Below are 20,275 nucleotides of genomic sequence, written 5' to 3'. Positions count from 1 at the left end.
AAAGATTTGCTATAATTAAAATAACTAAGGACCTGAACCGTTCAAAACGATGGCGATACGGAAGGAAGTCAGGATGATGGGTGTCAAACGGTGGTTACTCGGCGTCATAATTGGTTTATGTAGCTCAGGCTTGGGAAGCATGACTGGACAGGCGGCGACCGTGGTCCACGACCAAGCACACCTTTTAACGGCCCAACAACGCGAACAGATTCGCACCACCAACGCCGATTGGGCTACTTCGCGGCACCACCCGCAACTCTGGGTTTACACCTACCGGCACCTCCCCGGCGACGGCTTCCTGTCCAGCTATGATTACAGCGACCCCTTTAAGACTCCTGGTAACGACCTCGCTGACCGCTTGCGCCACCGTGAAGCCCAACGGACGGCCCCGGTCTACCCAAGCACCGGCGATAGTGAATACGCGGTGACCTCACGCCAGACCCGTCTGGAAAAACACGTCTCCGTGATTGTGGTCTACCCCGACAACGGTTGGCACACCATTATTTCCCCGTCCGATGACCTGACCAGCAGCATCTCTGATCTCCAACGGTGGTGGATCACCAGCCGCCTCCCCAATAAGCAAGGAACCGGTAAATCGGCAATGAAGTTCTTCAACCGGTACGCCCATTACATCGACCACCACGTCGCCAACGTCAAGAAAATCAAGCCTGGCATGAGCGGAGATCTCCTGGCTTTCTTGATTCTGACGCCCCTATTGTTGTGCGGGGTCATCTGGTTCTTCCACGACTTTCACAGCACTCTGCGGACCATCGCGGACCACCCTTCCAACGACTACTATGGTGCCTGGACTTCGTACATGTTTGGCCGCTGGATTGGCGGCGACCACGATGATCACGACGACTACCGGTGGTAAATCCTAAAAACGTCAACCCGAAAATTTCTGGGCTGGCGTTTTTTGAAAGTTACGATAATTTCCCGGGAAATTTTCCGGTGATAACCTTACAAAAACCAGTCTTCCTATTCAAACCGCAACCGGGCCACCAACGGTCGGTGGGACTGACTGGTCACCTGAACCTGGACGTGCGCTAACTGGTATACGGCCTGTAACGCCGCCCGCAATTGGCGTAACTCCCGTAGAAACGTCCGCTGTTGCCGTAGCGTCAGGGCCGGCGCCACGACCTGGCCATGGGCGTACACCGTGCATTGCTGTGCCGTCAAGATGGCGTACCCACTGGTCAATTGAATTCTATGACTTTCTTGGACCATATCGGGAGGCTCCTTTCTTAGCATCTACGTTTACTAACGAAATTGGTCCCCGAATTGTCACCCCCAATTTCGTTTCACATGAAACATTTTAAGGCCGGTCCCTTATTTTTTCGTCACGCTACGGTATACTAGAAGTACCAGTTTTTAAGGAGGCCGTGGCATTGCATAAATGGTTAAAAATTAGCGGGGCATTCCTGATTGCCGGATTAGCGCTCATGGCGGGAACGCCGGCAGCCGCTCAGACCGAACGCCCCAATTCCCTGGTCAAAGTAGGCCACTACACGGCCAGCTCAAACTTTCTCAACCTCAGCCAATACTATCAGACCACCCGAACCACCACGGTTAAGGCCGCTTACGTGCCCACCCACAAATTCGGCGGTCGCGTCATGCGTTCGTTGACCCTGCCCAAGGGCACGGTGGCGGCGGGTTACCTCACCACCCATAAAGTTGGGAGTCGCCTGCAACCGCAACTCCTGATTTACACGTCGCGCCTGAGCCATCATCGTTTGGCCACGGCCCAACCAGCAGGCTACACGATCGACCCCACCAGCGATACGGATAATACGCCCACGGTAATCACCACCGCGCGGAAACTACGGGCTTTTAAACGGGTCCACTGTCCCCGCTATATGCCCGCCTATAGTCACGGTGACCTTTACGCGGGCGGGGCCGCGGCGGCCATCAGCCCCATTGAGCCCACGTCGACCAGTGTGCGGGTAACACCGGACGGCTATGTGGAACTTTTAACTTACGACCACACGGTACGGGGTGGGCTAGGCTTCTACCAGGCACCCACTAGCCAGGGCAAGATTACCAAGACCGTCTTCCATGATCCTTATCGCCAGCTCTACACCCAGCACGCCCTACCCGGACTCCGGACCACCGCGGTGCATGCATCCGGAACGGCGCGGTACCGGCTGACCATCAAGAACCGCCACCAACCGCAGCACATTATCGGTGATCCTTTGCGCGGAATCGCGGGAACCTTCGACAGTCTCTACCAGATTGGCGGCGTTCCCTACTACACCTTCATCGGATACGACGGTGCCAGCAATTAAACGACGTCATGTTAAAACGGCTTCCCGCTTCTGCGGAAAGCCGTTTTTGCGTTCAGATTATCACCTAATGCTTATCTTTGGCCACCACGTGAACTTCGTAAATGCTCCCGTTTTTGATCACTAGGTCGCCTGACCGGTACCGTTTGTCCGGTGAATAGTTACTTAACTCGTCCGTATGCTTAACGTTGGTCCGCTTCACCAGCTGAACCTCTTGGATCGGCTGTTGCGCCGATGTCGTTTGCCGACCTAAGTAGACGAAGGCGACAAGACCTCCCAATAACAAGACATAGATACCATACTTTTTCCATCGGGTCATCCCGTCACACTCCTTCGAAACCGTTTATTCAGTGACTTAATTCTACCCGTTTGTTGACCGTAATACAATTATATAATGTAAATAATTCCTTAAGTTAAACCATAATCGGACAATAAATCAGCAAACGTTACTAAAACCACCCCATTCAACCATTATCAACTGGTCATCGTTAACGCCTACAATTTTTAAACTTACGAAATTTAACCACTTGTGGCCCTTTGCGCTAAGTCTAAATTTCCTCAGTTGACCTCAATCTGCCCTAACCGTGGTCATCTAGGCGTTCCGGCAAGCCATCCCCCACTGGTCGCAAGTCCCCGCATGCTATACTAAACACAAATCCCACTAACCATTTTAAAAGAAAGGATGTTTTACCAATGGACCTGAAAAATGTGAACCTTATCGGTAACGTGGGCGCCGGCACCATGGGGCACGCCACGGCTTTACAATTTGCGATGCACGGGTATCCGGTCAACCTCTTCGACCAGGATTCCGCCAGCTTGGACCGGGGAATCGTGACTATTCAGCACGACCTGGCGACCTTCGACCGCGCCGGATTACTAGCCGAGGAACCCGCTACCATTCTCGAACGGATTCACCCCACGACCGACCTCCAGACCGCCTTCGCCCACGCCGACTTCATCATCGAATCAATCACGGAGAACCTGGACGTCAAGCGAACCGTCTGGCAGGCCATTGAGCAGGTCATCCAACCCAATACCATCATGGCGACCAACACTTCGGGGCTGGACCCCACTGCCTTACAGTCCGGGTTAGCCCATCCGGAGCGCTTCGTGGTCGCTCATTTCTGGAACCCCGCCCAACTGATGCCACTGGTCGAAGTGGTGCCGGGACAGGCTACGGACACCGCTACGGTCGACCTGACCGTCCACCTGATGAACCACATCGGCAAACACGCCGTGCCGCTTAAGAAGGCCTCCCTGGGCTTCGTGGGAAACCGGATTCAGTTGGCCGTTTTACGGGAAGCCTTGCACATTGTTGATCAAGGCATTGCCACGCCGGAAGCGGTCGACGACATCATCAAATACAGCCTCGGTCGGCGGTGGAGCCTAGTCGGACCCATTGCCAGTGCGGACCTGGGCGGCTTAGACGTCTTCACCAACATCTCGAGCTATCTCTACCAGGACCTCGCCAACGACACCGGCACGGACCCCGTCCTCCAGGCGAAAGTTCAGGCCGGCGAGCTGGGGCTGAAGTCCGGCCATGGCTTCTATAACTGGACGGGCGCTGCGGGTCAACAATTGGTCGCCCAACGGGATGCCGACTTGTTAGCCTTGTTAAAGGCTGATCACGATACTGAAAACCCATCTTAATCACTAAACTTCAATCAAGTGACCCCCAAGCCTTCTCGCTCGGGGGTCACTTTTACGCCCTAACGGTATCAACTTACCGGCTCCGTTCGCCGCACCGGTAACGGTAACCGACCACCAAACGCCTTCTCAGCCCACCCCAATAATCGGTTAAATTATCCGTCTAGCGATGGATTAAGTCGTTTATCAGTTTACCTAATTTTGGTTATTGACCACCCTTTCCCTCCGCGGATACTACCCCCTCTCCGCCGTTAGGGTGCACACTGGTCAGCAGTACGTTAGCGTACACAAAATAACAAGTGCCAGTGAGCATTTCTTTTGGAGGTCTTTTTGATGGAAACCATATCGTCACACTCTAGCTTAAATTCGACCCAAAAATGGACATTAGCCTCAACGTCGGCCGGGTTTGCGCTGGAACACATGGACGTCATGTTTGTCTCGTTTGCGTTATCCTCGATTATTACCACGCTTCACATTACGGGTGCGCAGGCCGGCTTGATTTCAGCTATCAGTAACCTAGGAACCTTAGCCGGTGGTCTAGGATTCGGCTTGATTGCGGATCATTACGGCCGAATCAAAGTATTTACCTACACCATCTTCATCTTTGCCTTCGCCACCGCAGCGATGGCCCTGGCCAATAATCTCGCGCTAGTCTATCTCTTTCGTTTCCTAGCCGGTGTCGGGTCCGGCGGTGAATATGGCGTGGGAATTACCTTAATTGCTGAGAGCTTCCCCGCCCACACACTGGGTAAGTTCTCCTCACTAGCTGCTATCGGCGGTCAGTGTGGCGCGATTCTTGCCGCCATTGCCGCGGCCGTCATCATCCCAACTCTCGGATGGCACGCCCTCTTCGTCTTCGGCCTAGTGCCAGTTGCCCTCATCTACTTTATTCGCCGGCACCTCCACGAAAGTCACGCCTTTTTAACCGCTCAAGCACACCGGGAACCCGGTAAACTTCGTCAGCTCTTCGCCACTCCGCGTTTAGCCTACCAGACCGGGGCGCTAATGGCGATGACCACGGTTCAAATTGCCGGCTACTACGGCTTAATGAATTGGTTACCTTCCATCATGCAAAAGCGCCTCGGCTTAACCGTGTCTGGGTCTTCCCTTTGGATGATTGCCACCATTATCGGCATGAGTCTGGGAATGCTAGTCTTCGGTCACGTCCTAGACCAGCTCGGACCGCGCCTGGCCTTCGCAATTTTCTTAATCGCCGCAGCGATTGCCTTATTCGGAATCCTGCTCACCACCAATCGTCTGACCCTCCTGGTCGCCGGGGCCACCCTGGGGTTCTTTTCCGACGGGATGTACGGTGGTTATGGCGCCATGGTCAGCCGCTTATACCCTACTGAGATTCGGACGACAGCCAACAATTGTATCGTTAACGTGGGGCGCTTAATCGGCGGCTTTTCCTCCGTCATCATCGGCTTTCTAATGGACCACGGCACGCTACTAATGGTCATGGGGTTCCTCTCCTGCCTCTACCTCATTAGTCTCGTTGCCATGCTCTCAATCCCTAACCTTCGCCACCTGACTCCCAAAACAGCCTAGGAGCGACCCTAACCTATTCAAATGAAAAATCTGGTCCAAGACCATCATCTTGGACCAGATTTTTTGATTAATTCCGCGGATACACGTTGCTTTACTTCTCCGGACGGTCAGCCGATGCCGACAAGTCGTGCAAGGCCTTAAAGTCAGCCAGTGTCCGGGTGTACTTCTCAATCGCGGTATCAGTCGCCCATTGGCCTAACGGTAACCGCAGGGGCAGGTCCGCCGCGTGGTTGGTAACTTGATCGTAGATGATTTCCGCAGCCTTATCCGGGTCACCCGCTTCGTGATGGGCTTCCTTAGCGTTACCCTCGATGCGACTCGCAAATTGCCGGTAAGCGTCGATCTGCGGTAGCGTCTTCTGCGATGACCGTCCGGCCCAATCCGTCCGGAAACCACTAGGCTCAATCAGCATGACCTTGATGCCCTGGTCCGCCACTTCTTGCGCCAAGGATTCGCTGATCCCCTCGACCGCGTACTTACTCCCGTTATAGAAGGACAGCGTGGTAAAGGAAGCCAGACCCGCGATAGAGGAAAAGTTGACGATGATTCCGGACTTCTGTGCCCGCATGGTTGGCAAGACCGCCCGGGTCATGTCGACGAGTCCCCAGACGTTGACGTCGAACATGTACCGTACCGCGTCCCGGTCGCTTTCCTCGAAGGTCCCAAAGTACCCTAGACCAGCGTTGTTGATCAACACATCGATACCGTTAAATTTTGCGTTAGTGGCCTTAACCGCGGCTTCAATTTCAGCCTGATTCGTGACGTCCAGCGTCAACTTCAAGATTTGCCCGTGATCATACGGATCCAAGTAACTCAACTGGTCCGTGTGCCGCGCCGTCGCCACTAAGTTAACGTCATCCTTTTGTGCTAAAAAGGTCGCCAGCGACTTCCCGAATCCCGTCGAAGTTCCCGTAATCAACCAAGTTTTGGTCATGATATTGCCTCCTACTAATAAAGTACTTTTAGCATACTGCTTAGAGTGGACTCTAAGTCAACGATTCCCCCTCGATAACCGGAACAACGGTAAAAGCCCCCGCCGTTTTCAGCTTGTTTCGGCGCACTAACTTATTAATACTAGAAGTTAATTAAACAATTTATAAGGAGTGCGATTTTCATGACCAACTCAACCCCAGCTTTTTGCCCTAAATGTGGTCACCCCATTACCAGTGAAACCCAGTTCTGCCCCAACTGTGGAGCCGCTTTACATATAGATACCGCTACTTCCAATCAGGGACCGGCCAATCAAGCAACGCAAACGCAAGCTCAAACGACCAGTACGCAAGGCCAACCCAATATTCATCAGACGAATGTCAATCCAGATGACAATACCAAACGGCCGTTAAACCGCATGGCCCTATTAGGTCTAGTCATCGGCTTGATTTCTTGGTTGCTAAACTTTTGGGGTATCGTCGGCATTATTGCCGTCGTCTTTTCCATTTTGGCCTTGAACCAGCAACTAACCCACACCGAAAAGATTCTCGCGTGGGTGGGACTGGTTTCCGGTGTCTTTAACATTCTTTACGCGTTATCCTTTATCAGTTAAGAGGAGATTATGATGCAAAAATACTGTCTTTACTGTGGGCACGCCATTGAAGCGGACGACGCATTTTGTCCCTTCTGTGGTCAGGCACAACCCGCGACCGACCAGGCTACCCAGCACGTCCAGACTTCTGCGCAACCTAGCACTACGGTCGGAACTGAATCTAATCAAGAAACCACAACTAGCGCAACGCCCAACGTGGACATCACGCCATTTCAGAACGGTCCTGCCCGGAAGTACCTCACGGCTTACCGCCACGCCCTCGGCTATACCACACCCAACGTTCGCTACATCTACGGTTTCTACCAAGACTTTCATTGGCATTTCTGGTTCCGCGCGATTGGCCTACTTTTCGACCGTTACTATTACGTTACCTTCGAACCCGATGGTCTTTTATTCTTGGGCGTCTCTAAAGCCACTGGTCACCTCTCCGGCAAGAACTCCTTCTTCAACTTCGCTGACATCACCACGATTCGCTGGCAACACGCCCTGATGACCGACAAGTTACTGGTCGACGCCCCCCAAGGGAAGATTATGGTAAGCGTGGTCCGGCACACTTTAGCCGACCCCAACCAAGCTACTAACGTTCAGGCCCTAGCCGCCCAATACGGAGACTCGAAGGCCCCCCATTAAAGATACCAACCCGTTGTTTCACGTGAAACACACCCCCTAAGCTGGTCAATTCCACCAAACTAGCGTACAGTGAACTTAACTAGACATTTAGGGAGGAATCGCTTTGATTACCATTAAATCACCCCGCGAAATTGAAAAGATGAATGAAGCCGGTACCTTATTGGCCAACATTCACATCGGGTTACGCGACCTGATCAAGCCCGGTATCGACAGCTGGGAAATCGAAAAGTTCACTACGCAATATTGCGCCGATCATGGGGCCATCCCGTCCGAAAAGGACGTCGACGGCTACCACTACGCGACCTGCATCAGCATCAACGATGAAGTCGCCCACATGGCACCCCAAAAGGGACGCCTGTTGAAGAACGGTGACCTGGTCAAGGTCGACATGACCGTCTCCCTTGACGGTTACCAAGCCGATTCCTGCTGGGCCTACGCCGTGGGAGACGTGAGTGATGACGTTAAACGTCTCATGGACGTGACCAAGAAGTCCCTCTACCTGGGCATCGACCAAGCCGTCATTGGCAACCGGATTGGCGACATTGGTGCGGCCATCCAGGACTTCGTCGAAACTCAACACCACATGGGAGACGTCCGCGACCTAATTGGCCACGGCATCGGAACTGAAATGCACGAAGAACCAGACGTTCCCGCCTACGGTGAGGCCGGTCACGGGATTCGGCTTCGCGAAGGCATGGTCATCACCATCGAACCCATGGTCAACTTGGGAACTTTCGAACTGGCTGACAAGATCGATAAGGACAACTGGGAATACTACGTTTCAGCTGACGGCTCTCTGTCTTGCCAATACGAGCACACCCTGGCGATTACTAAGGATGGCCCTAAGATTTTAACGTCCCAGGACCCCGAATTTGACGCCAAGTACCTCTTAAAATAAGACGCATCTGGTTAAAGCAGTCATTTTAACCATGCCTGTTTTAGATTCGCCTACCAATCACAACTAGCAAGCGACTGACATAAAGGCCTCCTTTGCAATGAATGAGGGGCGCTAATCCCCCTTTTGCTGAATTCAAACCATATCTGTCTTACTCAAATGACCGCTTCCGTAAAATCACGGAAGCGGTCATTTGACGTTAAACCCATTAACGCTAGAATCAGTAACCCACAAAATTTTCTTTTAATCTTTTATGATTTTCAGAATCTTAACTATTCACGTAAGCAAATTCCACACATCGTACAACCGAATTTGCGTAAGGTACCAATTCATAAAACGAGCGAGCTACAATAAGAAAAAATATCCCAGGAAGGAATAATCTTCATGAAGTTAAATAAGATCCTACTCATTCCCACTATTGCTATACTCGCTTTTTTTCTATCTTCCACCCAATCACAGGCCAAATCCTACCAAATTGGAAATGAACAAGTACCCGCCAATAAGCTCTATAAGTTCAAATATTACCAGGCCATTCACTCAACTAAAGTCCGTGTTCAATTTGAAGATGGTGGCCATCAATTCATTAAGATTCCCAAGGGAACTATTCTCCAAGGATTCAAAGACAATCATACCATCACGCTCAGTTTGCCGCTTTTAAATTACTCTTTGTACAACAAAAACCGACCGCATAATCGCCCCTACGATTTTATTAGTTCTCAAATTTCAAACCATCCCCAAAATTTTAAACGTGTTTCTCGTCCGGCTTACATGCCTGCTTATAGTTCTGGGCTACTATTTCAAGGAAAAATGTTGGCCAACGCTCAGCGACGTGATACCACTCTCTTTCACATAAGTACCAATGGCTATGTCGAATATCGAAAATACTCGTCTGGATCTCAATACAAACCCAAAGACAAACCGACCCATCAGGTAAAGATTCAAAGAACTAAAGTATATGGCAACACCCGCGAATTATTTCTGAACAAGAAATTTAAAGGATTATCTTTTAAAAAAGTGACACAACATGGAAAAGTCCAGTACCGTCTTGACGTCATTAACTTGCACCAACCCTTCATGACGGAGGGACAGTCAGACGATGATGTTCCTAGTATGTACTACAGTAACTACTTAGTTGGTGGAAGAAAAATGTACACTGAAATTGCCAACTCGGAGTTGATGTAATGAGATTGCTTAGGCTTAGACAATTCGATTAATGACTAACCTTGCTAATTAAGTAAAAAATAAAATCGAATAATAGGTTAAAAATAATTGCCCAAAAAATAACTGATATTGAGATAGGTTTAAATCGAGAATTTATAATTAAAATAGAGACCATCAATACCAATATATATGTGATTAAATTACTAGTTAATAGCTGTTGCATCTTAGGACTAAGCTCTCTTTTAATAATCATCCTTAAAAGAAATGGAACGAAAATAATAAAAATAGACAACCAATACGGCACCTGCATAAGATCCTCCTAAAAAATGGTATAAAAAGGAAAGCAATGGCTCTACAACTTAAATCTAATCCCATCTTATTAAAGTATCCTTGACCCCAAGCTGATACAACGTCAATGGGTGTTCCTACCGTGTCACTAATAGAATATTATATCAAGGGAATATAGTCAATGGTATAAACTTTATAAAAAATATAATATATTCACTGGATAGGTTATATGTTATGTACGATGGCGTTTAATCCGTTAAGCCTTTTTGAATACACCAAAATCTAAGTTTTCGCCACACGCTCAATTTCCATCAAATCCTAACCCAATAAAAAACAGCGGCACGACCGTTTCTCTAGGAGAGACGATTGTGCCGCTGTTTGTCATCGTCTGATGGCTTACCAGAGGTAGTCCACCGGATTCTTCAAGTATCGATCATAGACGTCTTGAACCACCGCCATCTGCGCATCCGTTAAGGCTGGCAATTCAGCCGCACTGGTATTGCGTTCAATCTGGTTCGGCGTGCTGGCTCCCGGAATCACCGCTGAAACGGCATCGTACATCAAGATGTACCGTAACGCCGTCCCTGCCAGGTTATCCGTTCCCAAGCGGTCCTTCAACTCTGCGGCGACCTTGACACCCGTTAAGTAATCCACACCGGAGAAGGTCTCCCCTTTGTCGAAGTGCTGACCGTCCCGGTTATTGTTCCGGTGGTCTTCCGGTGCAAACTGCGTATCGGCCGTAAACTTCCCGGTCAGAAGGCCACTAGCCAACGGCACCCGAGCCAAGATCCCCACATTCTGACGCTTAGCTAAGTCGAAGAACAACTTCGCTGGCCGCAAGCGGAACATGTTGAAAATGATTTCGACGGCCGAGACATCGTAATCCATGGCCTTAATGGCTTGTTCGACCTTTTCCACACTGACCCCGTAATGGCGAATCTTCCCCGCCTGCTTGAGCTTATCCAGCTCGAAAAAAGTCTCGGGTTGGTAGTAGATGTCGGTCGGTGGGCAGTGTAACAACACCATATCCAAGGCATCGACCCCCATGTTCTGTAGGGATTCGTCGACGTAACGGTCCACGTGTTGCGCGTCAAAATGTTCCGCCGACAGGGGCTCTTCCTTCCGCCCAATCTTGGTGGTGAAGTGCACGTCGGGGTGCTGCTTCAAGAACTGCCCCACGGCCTGTTCACTGCGACCGTCTTGATACCCATCGGCGGTATCGAAGAAGTTAACGCCCTGGTCGTAAGCTTCCGCCAACGTGTCCCGGGCATCCTGTTCACTAAACGGTGCGCCCCACTTGCCGCCTAACTGCCAAGTGCCCAACGACACTTCACTAATCTGATACCCAGTCTTGCCAAATGAACGATATTTCATCATGATACCTTCCTTTCAGATACTTCCTTCAATTTTAGTGTAGAACTTCGACCTACCTCTCAGTCAAGGGTCTGGTTAATCGACCGACTGGAGGGCGTCGAGCATGTTCACGCGTTTTAACTTGCGGTGCATCAAGCCCATGACCAGCAAGCTAAACACTACCGTCAAGACTGCCGAATACAGGTAACTGAGCCAGTGGATCCCCGGCGAGAACATCAGCGCGTTGGTCTCCGCCGTTTGCAGGATATAGGTGTGCAGCCAATTACCTAAGAAACAGCCCACGACGATGCCCATCCCCGTCAATATCAGGTTCTCCCGGAAGATGTACAGGGTGACCTCCCCGTCATAGAAGCCCAAGACCTTGATCGTCGACAACTCCCGAATTCGCTCGGACACGTTGATGTTGGTCAGATTGTAGAGCACCACCAGCGCCAGGGCCCCCGCGGAGATCACGAAGATCAGGACCACCAGGTTCATGCTGTCAAAGGTCTTGAAGGTGGTCTGGCGTTCCGTCCGCATCAGCGTGACGTTCAAGAAGCCCGCGTGCCGCAACAAGCCATCCGCATAATCGTTGCCCGCCCGTTCGCTATCGTGGGTGAACTGGACTAGGTTACTATTGTAGGTCGGTTGCTTGCCGAAGACCTGTCGGTAATAGGTCGGACTCAGGTAGATAAAGTGGTTCACGTAATTTTCCGCAACGGCCGCGACTTTCACGCGCCGGGCGGTCTGTCCCGCCGGTTTCACGGTCAGCCGGTCGCCCACCTTCACACCGTAGAGCTTGGCCAGCTTCTCGTCGATCACGGCTCCCTGGGTCGTGACCCGGTAGGTCTGATGGGTCTGCCGGTCACGGAGCGTGACGAACCGGTTCAGCCGGTCCGGGGTGCGCGGAACCCCCAAGGTCACGGTCTGTTCGGCCACCCCACTCTGGGTGACCGTGGCCTTTTGCGAACTCAACGTCAGGCTCCGGCGATACGTTGCTGATTGCCGCAAGGCTTTCCGCTGAGCGGCCGTTTCCCGGCCACTCCGGGTCACCATGGCGTCGTAGTGCCAGAGGTCGTTGAATTGCTTGGTACTGATGTCGCCAATCGAGTCTTTGAGCCCGAAACCCGTGATCATCATGGCCATGCACCCTGCGATGCCCAAAACGGTCATCAGCATACGCTGCTTGTACCGAAAGAGGTTTCGCAGGGTAATTTTATGGTTGAAGTTCAGGTGCCGCCAGAAGCCCGTCCAGCGTTCCAACAGCAGCGTCTTTCCCGCCTTAGGTGCCTTGGGTTGCAATAGCTGGGCGGGCAGGCTTCGCAAGTCGACTCGTAAGACGATGGCCGCGATACCCAGGGTGCAAGCTAACGCAATGACTAGAGCCACGCCAATGTCGCCCCACAGGTACTGCACGGTAATCGCTGGCAGATTATACATACTGCCATAGGCTTGGGCGATGAATTGGGGGAAGAAGTTCACGCCGAAGACCACGCCCAGCGCGGTCCCCAGTAACGCCGCTAAGCCCCCGTAAATCATGAACTCACTGCCTACAGCGGCGTTGCTGTAGCCCAGGCCCTTGAGCGTCCCCATCTGCAAGCGCAACTCCTCGACCATCCGAGTCATGGTGGTCAGGCAGATCAACGCCGCGATGGCGATGAAGAAGAGTGGAAAGACCGTCGATAAGGCGACGATTCGCTGGGTATTCTCGTGATACTCGGTGTAACCTGGATTATCGGTCCGGTCCGTGTAGACGTAGGTGGCCCGCGGAATCGCTTGGACCTTGGCCTGCGCCCGGCGCAACTGCGCGGTCAGTTGAACCAGTTGCGGGGTGTTCGCCGGAACTTGGCCCTGCATGGCGGCCACTTGGCGCTTGAGGGGCGCCAGTTTCGCCGTCGCCCGTTGCTGCAATTGGTGTTGGCGTTGTTGCGCGCGTGGCCGGAGCCAGCGTTTCAAGTCCGCTGTATTCTGCCGGTTTAACCGTTTATAACGCGCGCTGTAGGGCTGGACGTTCTGGAGGTTCTTAAATTGGACGTCCAGGCGCGTCGGCACGTTACCCGTTAAGGTCTGGGGCCGGACATACGCCAGGTAGTCCAGGGTCCCCTTACCGACCGTGGTGACGCCCCGACTCACGTTCTCCAGGTAGCGCGGCGAATTCACGAAGCCCACGATTTTAAAGGTCCGCCGGGTGAACTGGCGGTTCACAGCCGCCGTACTGGCGATCCGGTAAGTCCGCCCCACCTTCAAGCTAGGCTGGAGGACCCGCGCCTGGGTGTCGAGGACGATCTCGTTCGCGTGGCGCGGCAGGCGTCCCTGCGTCACGCGTAACCGGTTGACCCGCTGGACAGTGGGTAACTCGGCGACCCGGACCACCCGATTATTGTTCCGCTGACTGACGTCGAGATACCGTTCCGTCTGGTATCGGAACCGGTCGCGGTGCTGATTCAAAATGGCCGTATCCGCCTGAGTCAACCCCAACGAGGACTGGACGCTATTGGTCGCTAGCCGCTGGCGGTGAAAGTAGCTCGTAGCGGCCTGGGACATGTCGGGACCCGCCGCCCGGATACCGGTGTAGAACGCCACCCCCAAGAAGATGATCAGGAGAATGGAGAAGAAACGGGCCTTAGAGCGCCAGATTTCTCGGAAAATCGTTTTAAGATACGCTGTGGTCATCCCCATCACCTACCATTCAATCTCGGCCACCGGAGTAGGGTGGTCGTTAGTCACCACAGATTGAATCTGGGCGTCGTTGATCCGAATCACCTGGTCGCCCATCTGTGCGATGGCGCTGTTATGGGTCACGATGATCACCGTGGTCCCCGTCTGCCGGGCCGCATCTTGAATCACCTGGAGGACCTGCTTACCCGTCTGGTAATCCAGGGCCCCCGTGGGTTCGTCACACAACAGGAGCTTGGGGTTCTTGGCCACGGCTCGGGCGATGGCGACCCGTTGCTGTTCCCCACCGGATAATTGGGCGGGAAAGTTCGCTGCCCGGTCCTTGAGCCCCACCAGTGTCAAGGTCTCGGTCACGTCCCGGGCGTCGTGGGTGATTTGCGAGGCCAGCTCAACGTTCTCCCGCGCCGTCAGGTTGGGAATCAGGTTATAGAATTGAAAGACGAAGCCGACCGCTTGCCGCCGGTAGGTCGTGAGTTGTTTAGGTGAAAAGTGAGCGATGTCGGTCCCGTCGATCTTGACGCTCCCGCTGGTGGGCGAATCCATCCCCCCTAAAATGTTTAACAATGTCGATTTTCCGGCACCACTGGGGCCCAGAATCGTTACGACCGCGCCCCGTTCCACGGTAAAGCTAATGTCGCGGTTCGCGACCGTGGTCTGGTCGCCGTTTTGAAACTGGCGGGTCTCATGGGCCACTTCAATATACGCCACGCTAAAGCCTCCTCTATGTATTCGGTTACATTTTCAAGACTACCCTACGGTCAATTCGGGTAGTAATAGGTATATTTTAGCATGTTCCCCACCCCTTAACGCAATTCTTGTGTGTTTTGCGCCCGGTGTTTGCGTGCCCGCCGCCAGACGTACATCCCCGCAAACTGCGGTGGTTAACCCCCCACCTAAGCCGAGCACCGGTTATTATAAAATTTATCGAGCAAAGCAGTTCCCAAACCCACCCCAAAACTCTATATTTAAAGTAACCAATCTGAATCGTTAGGGGGAAGGTCCCGTGGCTAAATTCTTAAAAGGGCTTCTCGTGATTTCGTTACTCCTAGGCATCTGGGCACCCCAATCCGCCCAATCCGCCATCAAGCGGCCGGCCAAGGGCTTGATCCTAGACGCCGCACGGCAATACTATTCCGTCTCATCCATCAAACAGTTGATTACCACCACCCACCGCGGGGGCGGCACGTTTCTTCAGCTGCACCTGACCGACGACACCCGGTTCGGCGTGGAGAACGCACACCTGGGCCAGACCGTTAAGGCGGCCCGTAAACAAGGCGACGTGTACTATAACCGCAAGACCAAGCTGGCTTTCCTGAGTAAACGCCAACTGCGCAGTCTGATTGTCTACGGCCACCGCCGGCACGTCGAGGTCATCCCCGAGATCGACACTCCCGGTCACGCCAAGGCCCTGATCAAGTTGATGAAAACGGGAAGTGCGGCTAACCGGCAATTGGCGAAGACCATCGCTTCCGGTAACGAGCTGACTCTGCATTCGGCCAAGACCTTACCCTTCGTGAAGGCCCTGTTAAGTGAATACACCGGCCTGCAATACCGTGGGCAACACATCGGCATCGGCGGCGACGAATACAGCGCCACCACGGCCCCGCACCAACCCGCCACGGTCAGCTACACCAACGGGTTGAACCGGTACCTGCGCAGCAAGCACCTACGGACCACCATGTGGAACGACGGCTTGATGCGCGCCGACTTACCCCGAATCGACCACAACATCCTGGTGACCTACTGGAGCTACGACGGCGAGACCGACAACGCCCAGACGATTCGGGCACACCGGCAGATTCGCCCGACTCTACCTCAGCTCAACCAGGCCGGCTTCCAGACAATCAACGCCAACTTCTGGTACCTCTACGTGATCACCCGGCCTAAGACGTTTACCACCGAAAGCGTGCGGTATTGGCAACGCGACCTGACGCAGAACTGGACGCGCCAAGTCTGGGACAAGACCAACCACCAGAGCTTAGCCACCAGTTCCCGTAATCTAGGGTCGGCCATCTCCATCTGGGGCGACGGCCGAAAGACCTACTCTCAAAAGCAGGTGCTCCAAAAGACTAAGCCCTTCTTGACCACGTACTTCCAGCACGCTTAGACGCCAACACCAGCAACCCCATGCAATCAACCGTCAAAAATACCGTCTTTCACCGGCGTCTGCGCCTGAAGGACGGTATTCGTTAATGATGATTGATTTTTCGTTCCGCTAATGCCGGTCGCCCGCATAGTAGTGGTGGGCGTAGGTCTTCGCCAGCGCCTTGCTATGGTACCCATAAGTGCTGGTCTTAAACACCGCTCCACTGGCGTACTGGAGGGCAACGTGACGCTTGCCCTTAAGCGTATGCGTAACCTTGCGGTAATCGTCGCCGCTCCCGGCCGCTTGGAACCAGCCCCGGACGTTGATCCAGTGCTCACCCCGGTAGGTCACGGGGGTGGCCTGAACCCAATCTGATTGGACGTTGGTGCCGGCAGCCTTCACGGGATGTAGGTGCCCCGTGGTCCCGTTGACCGTGATGGTCTTCGCCGTAATCCGGGTCCGATAATACTGGTGGCTGTCATAGGTGTACCAAGTCCCCCGCAAGCTCTTGGGAAACGTCGCCACCGTGTGCTGGGCGGCCTGCGCGGTTACGGCGCCCCCGCCTAAGCCCATGAAACTCGCGGTGACCAGTCCTAGCAGACTCATTCGTTGCCACTTTTGCATCTTGTTCACCTAACCTTCCTTCGTGCATAATAAAAATTATACCACGGTTAAATGATTTATTGGCTTAGAATGTCTTCTGCGTCGTGCCACCAGCTTAATTAGCGTTGAATTTGTGCGCGTCACGTTTTAGCATAGGTTTTAGGATACCGTTGCTGCTACCGACGATGAGATTGGCCAGCCTTAAACCACGCAACGTGGTATGACTAAACCCGCTCTATTATTAATAACAAAAGTATTAATAACTATTTAAAAGGAGTCTTTTCTAATGGTCGCTTATCAAACCAAAACATTCCCCGAACTAACCACTCACGAACTCTGGGCCCTTTACCGCTTACGAACGGCCGTGTTCGTGGTCGAACAAACCTGTTACTACCAAGAAGTCGATGACGCGGACCTGACCGCCACCCACCTTTTAGGGACTGACGACCAGGGCCAGTTAGTGGCCTACGCGCGGTTGATTCCCGAACAGAACCACGTCCGCATCGGCCGCGTCGTGGTCGCCAAAGCCGCCCGGGGGAACGGCGCCGGGCGCGAGTTAGTCACGACCGCCATCGCCGCCGCCAAGGCTCACTTTCCTCAAGCCACCCAGATTGATATTCAGGCCCAAGCCTACTTGCAATCCTTCTATGAAACCTTTGGCTTTCAACCGGTCAGTGACGTGTACCTCGAAACCGGGATTCCACACCTGGATATGGTGTTGCCCTTAACCCAGCAAGACTAAACCAATGACAAAACAACGTCAGGTGACCACTTCTTCTCTCATCCAAAGTGGTCACCTGACGCTTTTTGTCAGATTATTTCTTTAGCATTAGTCGCTCGTTCACCGCATTACGGCCACTGCGAACTAGTGGGGTCGAAGCCCGTTCGGTCAGCATCCGTGATGGGCCGCAAGACCCGGCAGGGATTGCCCGCCGCGATGACGTTTTCGGGAATATCGTGGGTCACCACGCTCCCGGCACCGATGATCGTGTTCGCCCCAATGGTCACGCCTGGGGTCACACTCACGTTAGCAGCCAACCAGCAATTATCCCCCACCGTAATCGGCTTGGCGATGCACCCACCCGTCGGTCGTTCACTGGCCGCAAACAGGTGGTTACTGGTGTACAGGCCAACCTTAGGGCCAAACAACACCCGGTTACCAATCATCACGGGCGCTCCATCCAGGATCACGCAGTCGTAGTTGGCGTAGAAGTGGTCGCCCACTGAGATGTTGCGGCCAAACTCACAGCGAAAGTTCGGGTTGATGATGGGGTCGACTCCCGCGTGCTGGACTAACGCTTGAAACAACTGGGCCTTCTTGGCCATCCGGGGTTCCCGGTTCAACGCGTCCGTCTTTTGGGTCGCCTGGTCACGGAGGTCCTCCAAGCGAGGATCTAAATCGTTGTAGGGTTGTCCCGTGGCCATGTAAGCAAACTTTTCGTCTAGGGTTAACGTCATCGTAATCCGCTCCTTTAAAGGTGTTACGTTTAGCGTATCATACTTTAAGCGCTTCCATGCAAAAGAAATTAGCCCCTAATCTGCTTTTCCCTTTTTAAATCTGGTCATTCCGACTAAACTAAGTTTAAACACTGAATTGGAGGTGACTAGCCCCATGAATCAGGAAGACTTACGCGTACGCCGTACCCAAAATGATATTCAACTTGGGTTTATCAAAACGTTGCAACATAAACCATTTTCCAATATCACAATCAATGATATCTGCACGGCGGGAATGGTCGGCCGGAGCACCTTCTATCACCACTATCCCGACAAATATGCGTTACTAGACGCATTAGTGACTCAGGAGGCCGCTAAATTTGACCAGCTATTAGCCACGCGCATGGTTGGTATTCAACAAGATCAACTTCTGATTAACCTTTACCAGGGTTTAGCTCAAGACGCCGACCGCATTACGACCCTTTTGGATGTGCATACCAGTTCGGTAGATTTAAACCAGCGCTACCTTGCCAGTTTAAAGGACCATCTCGATCACCTTTGGCCACAAATCAGTCTCGATGTTCCTCGTGAATTCATCTTAGACTTCTATGCTCATAGCGCCCTAATGGCCATCAGTTGGGCTTTAAAACACGGGCATGAAGACCAAATTGCGACCTTCATGAATCAGATGACCAAAAACGTCCTAAACGGGTAATGTTAGAATTTGCTGATCCGTCTGTGGATCGTGGTTAGCTAATGCTTGGATACAATTCGGGTGATGCGCCATTTCTCGTACCCAGCCTAGTGACGTAATCGCGTCCTTACGACTGGTGCAGATTCCTGGCGTCAGCATCTTCTCCCACGAATCATTAGAATATCCGGTGTCGGCGGCCAACAATACATAGCGGCCATCCCGTCCCCGAACCAATGTGGCCGACATCCCCGTCGCGTGGCCGGGCGTGTGCACTTGTAAAAGGCTGCCGTCACCAAAAACATCGTAGCTTTCCCCAAAGGGACCCACCCCGTTTTTAGCATAGTCGTAAGTCTGAACGTTGACGCCTCGCCATTCATGGGGCAGATAAACCATTGGCAAGCGGTTAGCCACTCGCCATTCTGGTTGCGAAACTAAGATTTTCTTCGCGTTCTTGACGTGCTTCAGACCACTGACATGATCACAATGTAAGTGACTCAATAGAACCAAGTCTAAATCCTCGGGACGATACCCTAACGCCGCTAACCGCTCATCAACGGCCCACCCCGCGGGGAGGTATCCGGTATTGATTTGAACTTGTGGCCCCAATTCCCGCCAATTACTTTTACGAACCATCTTGTTCCAGCCCGTATCAATCAGGACCAACCCTTGAGGATGCTCAATCAAGTAACTGGAAACGGGTAACGTCACTTGATTACGTTCGGAACGAAATAACCCCGTAAAAGCTAATGGATTCCGATATAGGCCGTGAAAAGGTAACGCCCGGTCGACTTTGACCAATCCAGTATGCAACACGTGAATCTTAATTTGAGCTGTCATAGAAAAACCTCGCTAATGTTATAGAATGTCTCTAGAATAGGGACTATTCGAACCAGCTTCCAGCCCCAAATTTTGCCAATTTGTCCCTTATGAGACAGATTCCCGCTCGACCGTCTCGTAAGGGACAGACCACCCCAAATTGGTTCTCGTCTAAACTCGCGACAAATTTATGGACTAAAAAAGGCCCATCACCCGTTAAGCGGTGATGGGCCTTTAGTTTAAGCTAACGTCAACTGTTCGGCACTAAAATACAACTGCTGCTCCACCCCAATGCGGACTAAGAAGCGTTCCGTGGGGCCATCGTAGTAGATCACGGTCCCCACGACCCCTTGGTAGGGCCGTGGGAGCTTGACTTGGTCACCAATCTCAAACGTCTGCATATCCATCCTCCTCAACTAAAGCCACAGGTACATTGTCTTCAGGGTCGGTGAGAACTCGGCATTCCCGCTGGCGTGGTGCATGGCAGGAATCCTTGGCCTATCTGTCCCCAGAATACCCTGATTCCAAAAGTTTCGCAGGGTTAATGCTTTGCTAAAGGGAGATTGCAAGAATTATCCGAACACTTATTAGAACCTCATCTGTTCCCAGAAGA

Annotated in this window: 21 protein-coding genes; 11 read left to right on the top strand and 10 right to left on the bottom strand. The window is 52.6% G+C overall.

Translation table 11 applies throughout. The annotated features are described in order from the left end of the window. Positions 1-139 precede the first annotated feature (139 nt). The gene (locus FD30_RS04560; protein ID WP_147000028.1) at positions 140-874 is read left to right on the top strand and encodes a TPM domain-containing protein; all 735 of its coding nucleotides are present in this window, start codon (positions 140-142) and stop codon (positions 872-874) included. 104 nt (positions 875-978) lie between these two features. Here FD30_RS04560 and FD30_RS04555 read toward each other — a convergent pair whose 3' ends face one another. Then, complete coding sequence (locus FD30_RS04555; protein ID WP_056944080.1) at positions 979-1,227, bottom strand: hypothetical protein; 249 nt, start codon at positions 1,225-1,227, stop codon at positions 979-981. Between the two features lie 161 nt (positions 1,228-1,388). Between FD30_RS04555 and FD30_RS04550 the strand changes: the two genes are divergently transcribed. Continuing rightward, the gene (locus FD30_RS04550) at positions 1,389-2,285 is read left to right on the top strand and encodes a hypothetical protein (RefSeq protein WP_056944079.1); all 897 of its coding nucleotides are present in this window, start codon (positions 1,389-1,391) and stop codon (positions 2,283-2,285) included. Between the two features lie 64 nt (positions 2,286-2,349). Here FD30_RS04550 and FD30_RS04545 read toward each other — a convergent pair whose 3' ends face one another. Beyond that, entirely contained in the window at positions 2,350-2,601 is a 252-nt protein-coding gene (locus tag FD30_RS04545; RefSeq protein WP_056944078.1) for a hypothetical protein, read from the bottom strand. Positions 2,602-2,975: 374 nt separating this feature from the next. Here FD30_RS04545 and FD30_RS04540 point away from each other — a divergent pair, with 374 nt between their 5' ends. Both FD30_RS04540 and FD30_RS04535 read left to right on the top strand, forming a co-directional pair. After that, positions 2,976-3,932 (top strand): 3-hydroxyacyl-CoA dehydrogenase family protein, encoded by a 957-nt coding sequence (locus tag FD30_RS04540; protein WP_056944077.1) that lies wholly within the window; start codon positions 2,976-2,978, stop codon positions 3,930-3,932. 330 nt (positions 3,933-4,262) lie between these two features. Next, positions 4,263-5,480, top strand: a complete 1,218-nt coding sequence (locus FD30_RS04535) for an MFS transporter (RefSeq protein ID WP_056944076.1) — start codon at positions 4,263-4,265, stop codon at positions 5,478-5,480. Between the two features lie 91 nt (positions 5,481-5,571). Here the strand turns inward: FD30_RS04535 and FD30_RS04530 are convergent, their stop codons facing one another. After that, positions 5,572-6,417, bottom strand: a complete 846-nt coding sequence (locus tag FD30_RS04530) for an oxidoreductase (RefSeq protein WP_056944075.1) — start codon at positions 6,415-6,417, stop codon at positions 5,572-5,574. A 177-nt stretch (positions 6,418-6,594) separates the two neighbouring features. Between FD30_RS04530 and FD30_RS04525 the strand changes: the two genes are divergently transcribed. The 4 genes from FD30_RS04525 (at position 6,595) to FD30_RS04510 (ending at position 9,730) form a co-directional block, all read left to right on the top strand. Next, positions 6,595-7,023, top strand: coding sequence for a DUF4190 domain-containing protein (locus tag FD30_RS04525; RefSeq protein ID WP_056944074.1), 429 nt, complete (start codon positions 6,595-6,597; stop codon positions 7,021-7,023). A 12-nt stretch (positions 7,024-7,035) separates the two neighbouring features. Continuing rightward, positions 7,036-7,653: a zinc ribbon domain-containing protein gene (locus FD30_RS04520; protein ID WP_056944073.1), complete on the top strand. Its 618-nt coding sequence runs from the start codon at positions 7,036-7,038 to the stop codon at positions 7,651-7,653. A 103-nt stretch (positions 7,654-7,756) separates the two neighbouring features. Next, the gene (gene map / locus FD30_RS04515; protein WP_024748060.1) at positions 7,757-8,551 is read left to right on the top strand and encodes a type I methionyl aminopeptidase; all 795 of its coding nucleotides are present in this window, start codon (positions 7,757-7,759) and stop codon (positions 8,549-8,551) included. 381 nt (positions 8,552-8,932) lie between these two features. Next, positions 8,933-9,730, top strand: coding sequence for a hypothetical protein (locus tag FD30_RS04510; protein WP_056944072.1), 798 nt, complete (start codon positions 8,933-8,935; stop codon positions 9,728-9,730). 663 nt (positions 9,731-10,393) lie between these two features. On the opposite strand, the gene FD30_RS04500 is transcribed toward FD30_RS04510, so the two are convergent. The 3 genes from FD30_RS04500 to FD30_RS04490 all read right to left on the bottom strand — a co-directional run bounded on the left by FD30_RS04500 (position 10,394) and on the right by FD30_RS04490 (position 14,734). Continuing rightward, complete coding sequence (locus FD30_RS04500) at positions 10,394-11,371, bottom strand: aldo/keto reductase (RefSeq protein WP_186810767.1); 978 nt, start codon at positions 11,369-11,371, stop codon at positions 10,394-10,396. 75 nt (positions 11,372-11,446) lie between these two features. Beyond that, positions 11,447-14,023 carry an ABC transporter permease gene (locus tag FD30_RS04495; protein ID WP_082604802.1) on the bottom strand — a complete coding sequence of 859 codons (2,577 nt, stop codon included), beginning with the start codon at positions 14,021-14,023 and terminating at the stop codon, positions 11,447-11,449. Positions 14,024-14,032: 9 nt separating this feature from the next. After that, on the bottom strand, positions 14,033-14,734 hold the full coding sequence (locus FD30_RS04490) for an ABC transporter ATP-binding protein (RefSeq protein ID WP_024748142.1): 702 nt from the start codon (positions 14,732-14,734) through the stop codon (positions 14,033-14,035). Positions 14,735-15,029: 295 nt separating this feature from the next. Here FD30_RS04490 and FD30_RS04485 point away from each other — a divergent pair, with 295 nt between their 5' ends. Next, positions 15,030-16,133: a family 20 glycosylhydrolase gene (locus tag FD30_RS04485; protein WP_056944068.1), complete on the top strand. Its 1,104-nt coding sequence runs from the start codon at positions 15,030-15,032 to the stop codon at positions 16,131-16,133. A gap of 108 nt (positions 16,134-16,241) precedes the next feature. Here FD30_RS04485 and FD30_RS04480 read toward each other — a convergent pair whose 3' ends face one another. Further along, positions 16,242-16,736 carry a hypothetical protein gene (locus tag FD30_RS04480; protein WP_235803255.1) on the bottom strand — a complete coding sequence of 165 codons (495 nt, stop codon included), beginning with the start codon at positions 16,734-16,736 and terminating at the stop codon, positions 16,242-16,244. A 265-nt stretch (positions 16,737-17,001) separates the two neighbouring features. Between FD30_RS04480 and FD30_RS04475 the strand changes: the two genes are divergently transcribed. Next, positions 17,002-17,457, top strand: a complete 456-nt coding sequence (locus FD30_RS04475; protein WP_056944066.1) for a GNAT family N-acetyltransferase — start codon at positions 17,002-17,004, stop codon at positions 17,455-17,457. Between the two features lie 107 nt (positions 17,458-17,564). On the opposite strand, the gene FD30_RS04470 is transcribed toward FD30_RS04475, so the two are convergent. Then, positions 17,565-18,173 (bottom strand): sugar O-acetyltransferase, encoded by a 609-nt coding sequence (locus FD30_RS04470; protein ID WP_056944065.1) that lies wholly within the window; start codon positions 18,171-18,173, stop codon positions 17,565-17,567. Between the two features lie 154 nt (positions 18,174-18,327). Between FD30_RS04470 and FD30_RS04465 the strand changes: the two genes are divergently transcribed. Beyond that, the gene (locus FD30_RS04465; RefSeq protein ID WP_056944064.1) at positions 18,328-18,867 is read left to right on the top strand and encodes a TetR/AcrR family transcriptional regulator; all 540 of its coding nucleotides are present in this window, start codon (positions 18,328-18,330) and stop codon (positions 18,865-18,867) included. On the opposite strand, the gene FD30_RS04460 is transcribed toward FD30_RS04465, so the two are convergent. Then, a complete protein-coding gene (locus FD30_RS04460; RefSeq protein WP_056944063.1) occupies positions 18,856-19,683 on the bottom strand; it encodes an N-acyl homoserine lactonase family protein in 828 nt (275 codons plus the stop codon). The two genes, FD30_RS04465 and FD30_RS04460, sit on opposite strands and share 12 nt — an antisense overlap. Before the next feature lie 218 nt (positions 19,684-19,901). Next, complete coding sequence (locus FD30_RS11670; protein ID WP_162832743.1) at positions 19,902-20,063, bottom strand: hypothetical protein; 162 nt, start codon at positions 20,061-20,063, stop codon at positions 19,902-19,904. Positions 20,064-20,275: the final 212 nt, after the last annotated feature.

Source organism: Levilactobacillus namurensis DSM 19117 (assembly GCF_001434785.1).
Classification (GTDB): Bacteria; Bacillota; Bacilli; order Lactobacillales; family Lactobacillaceae; genus Levilactobacillus; species Levilactobacillus namurensis.
Note: the sequence above shows the minus strand (reverse complement) of the source record. Positions and strands in the feature narration are given on the sequence as shown.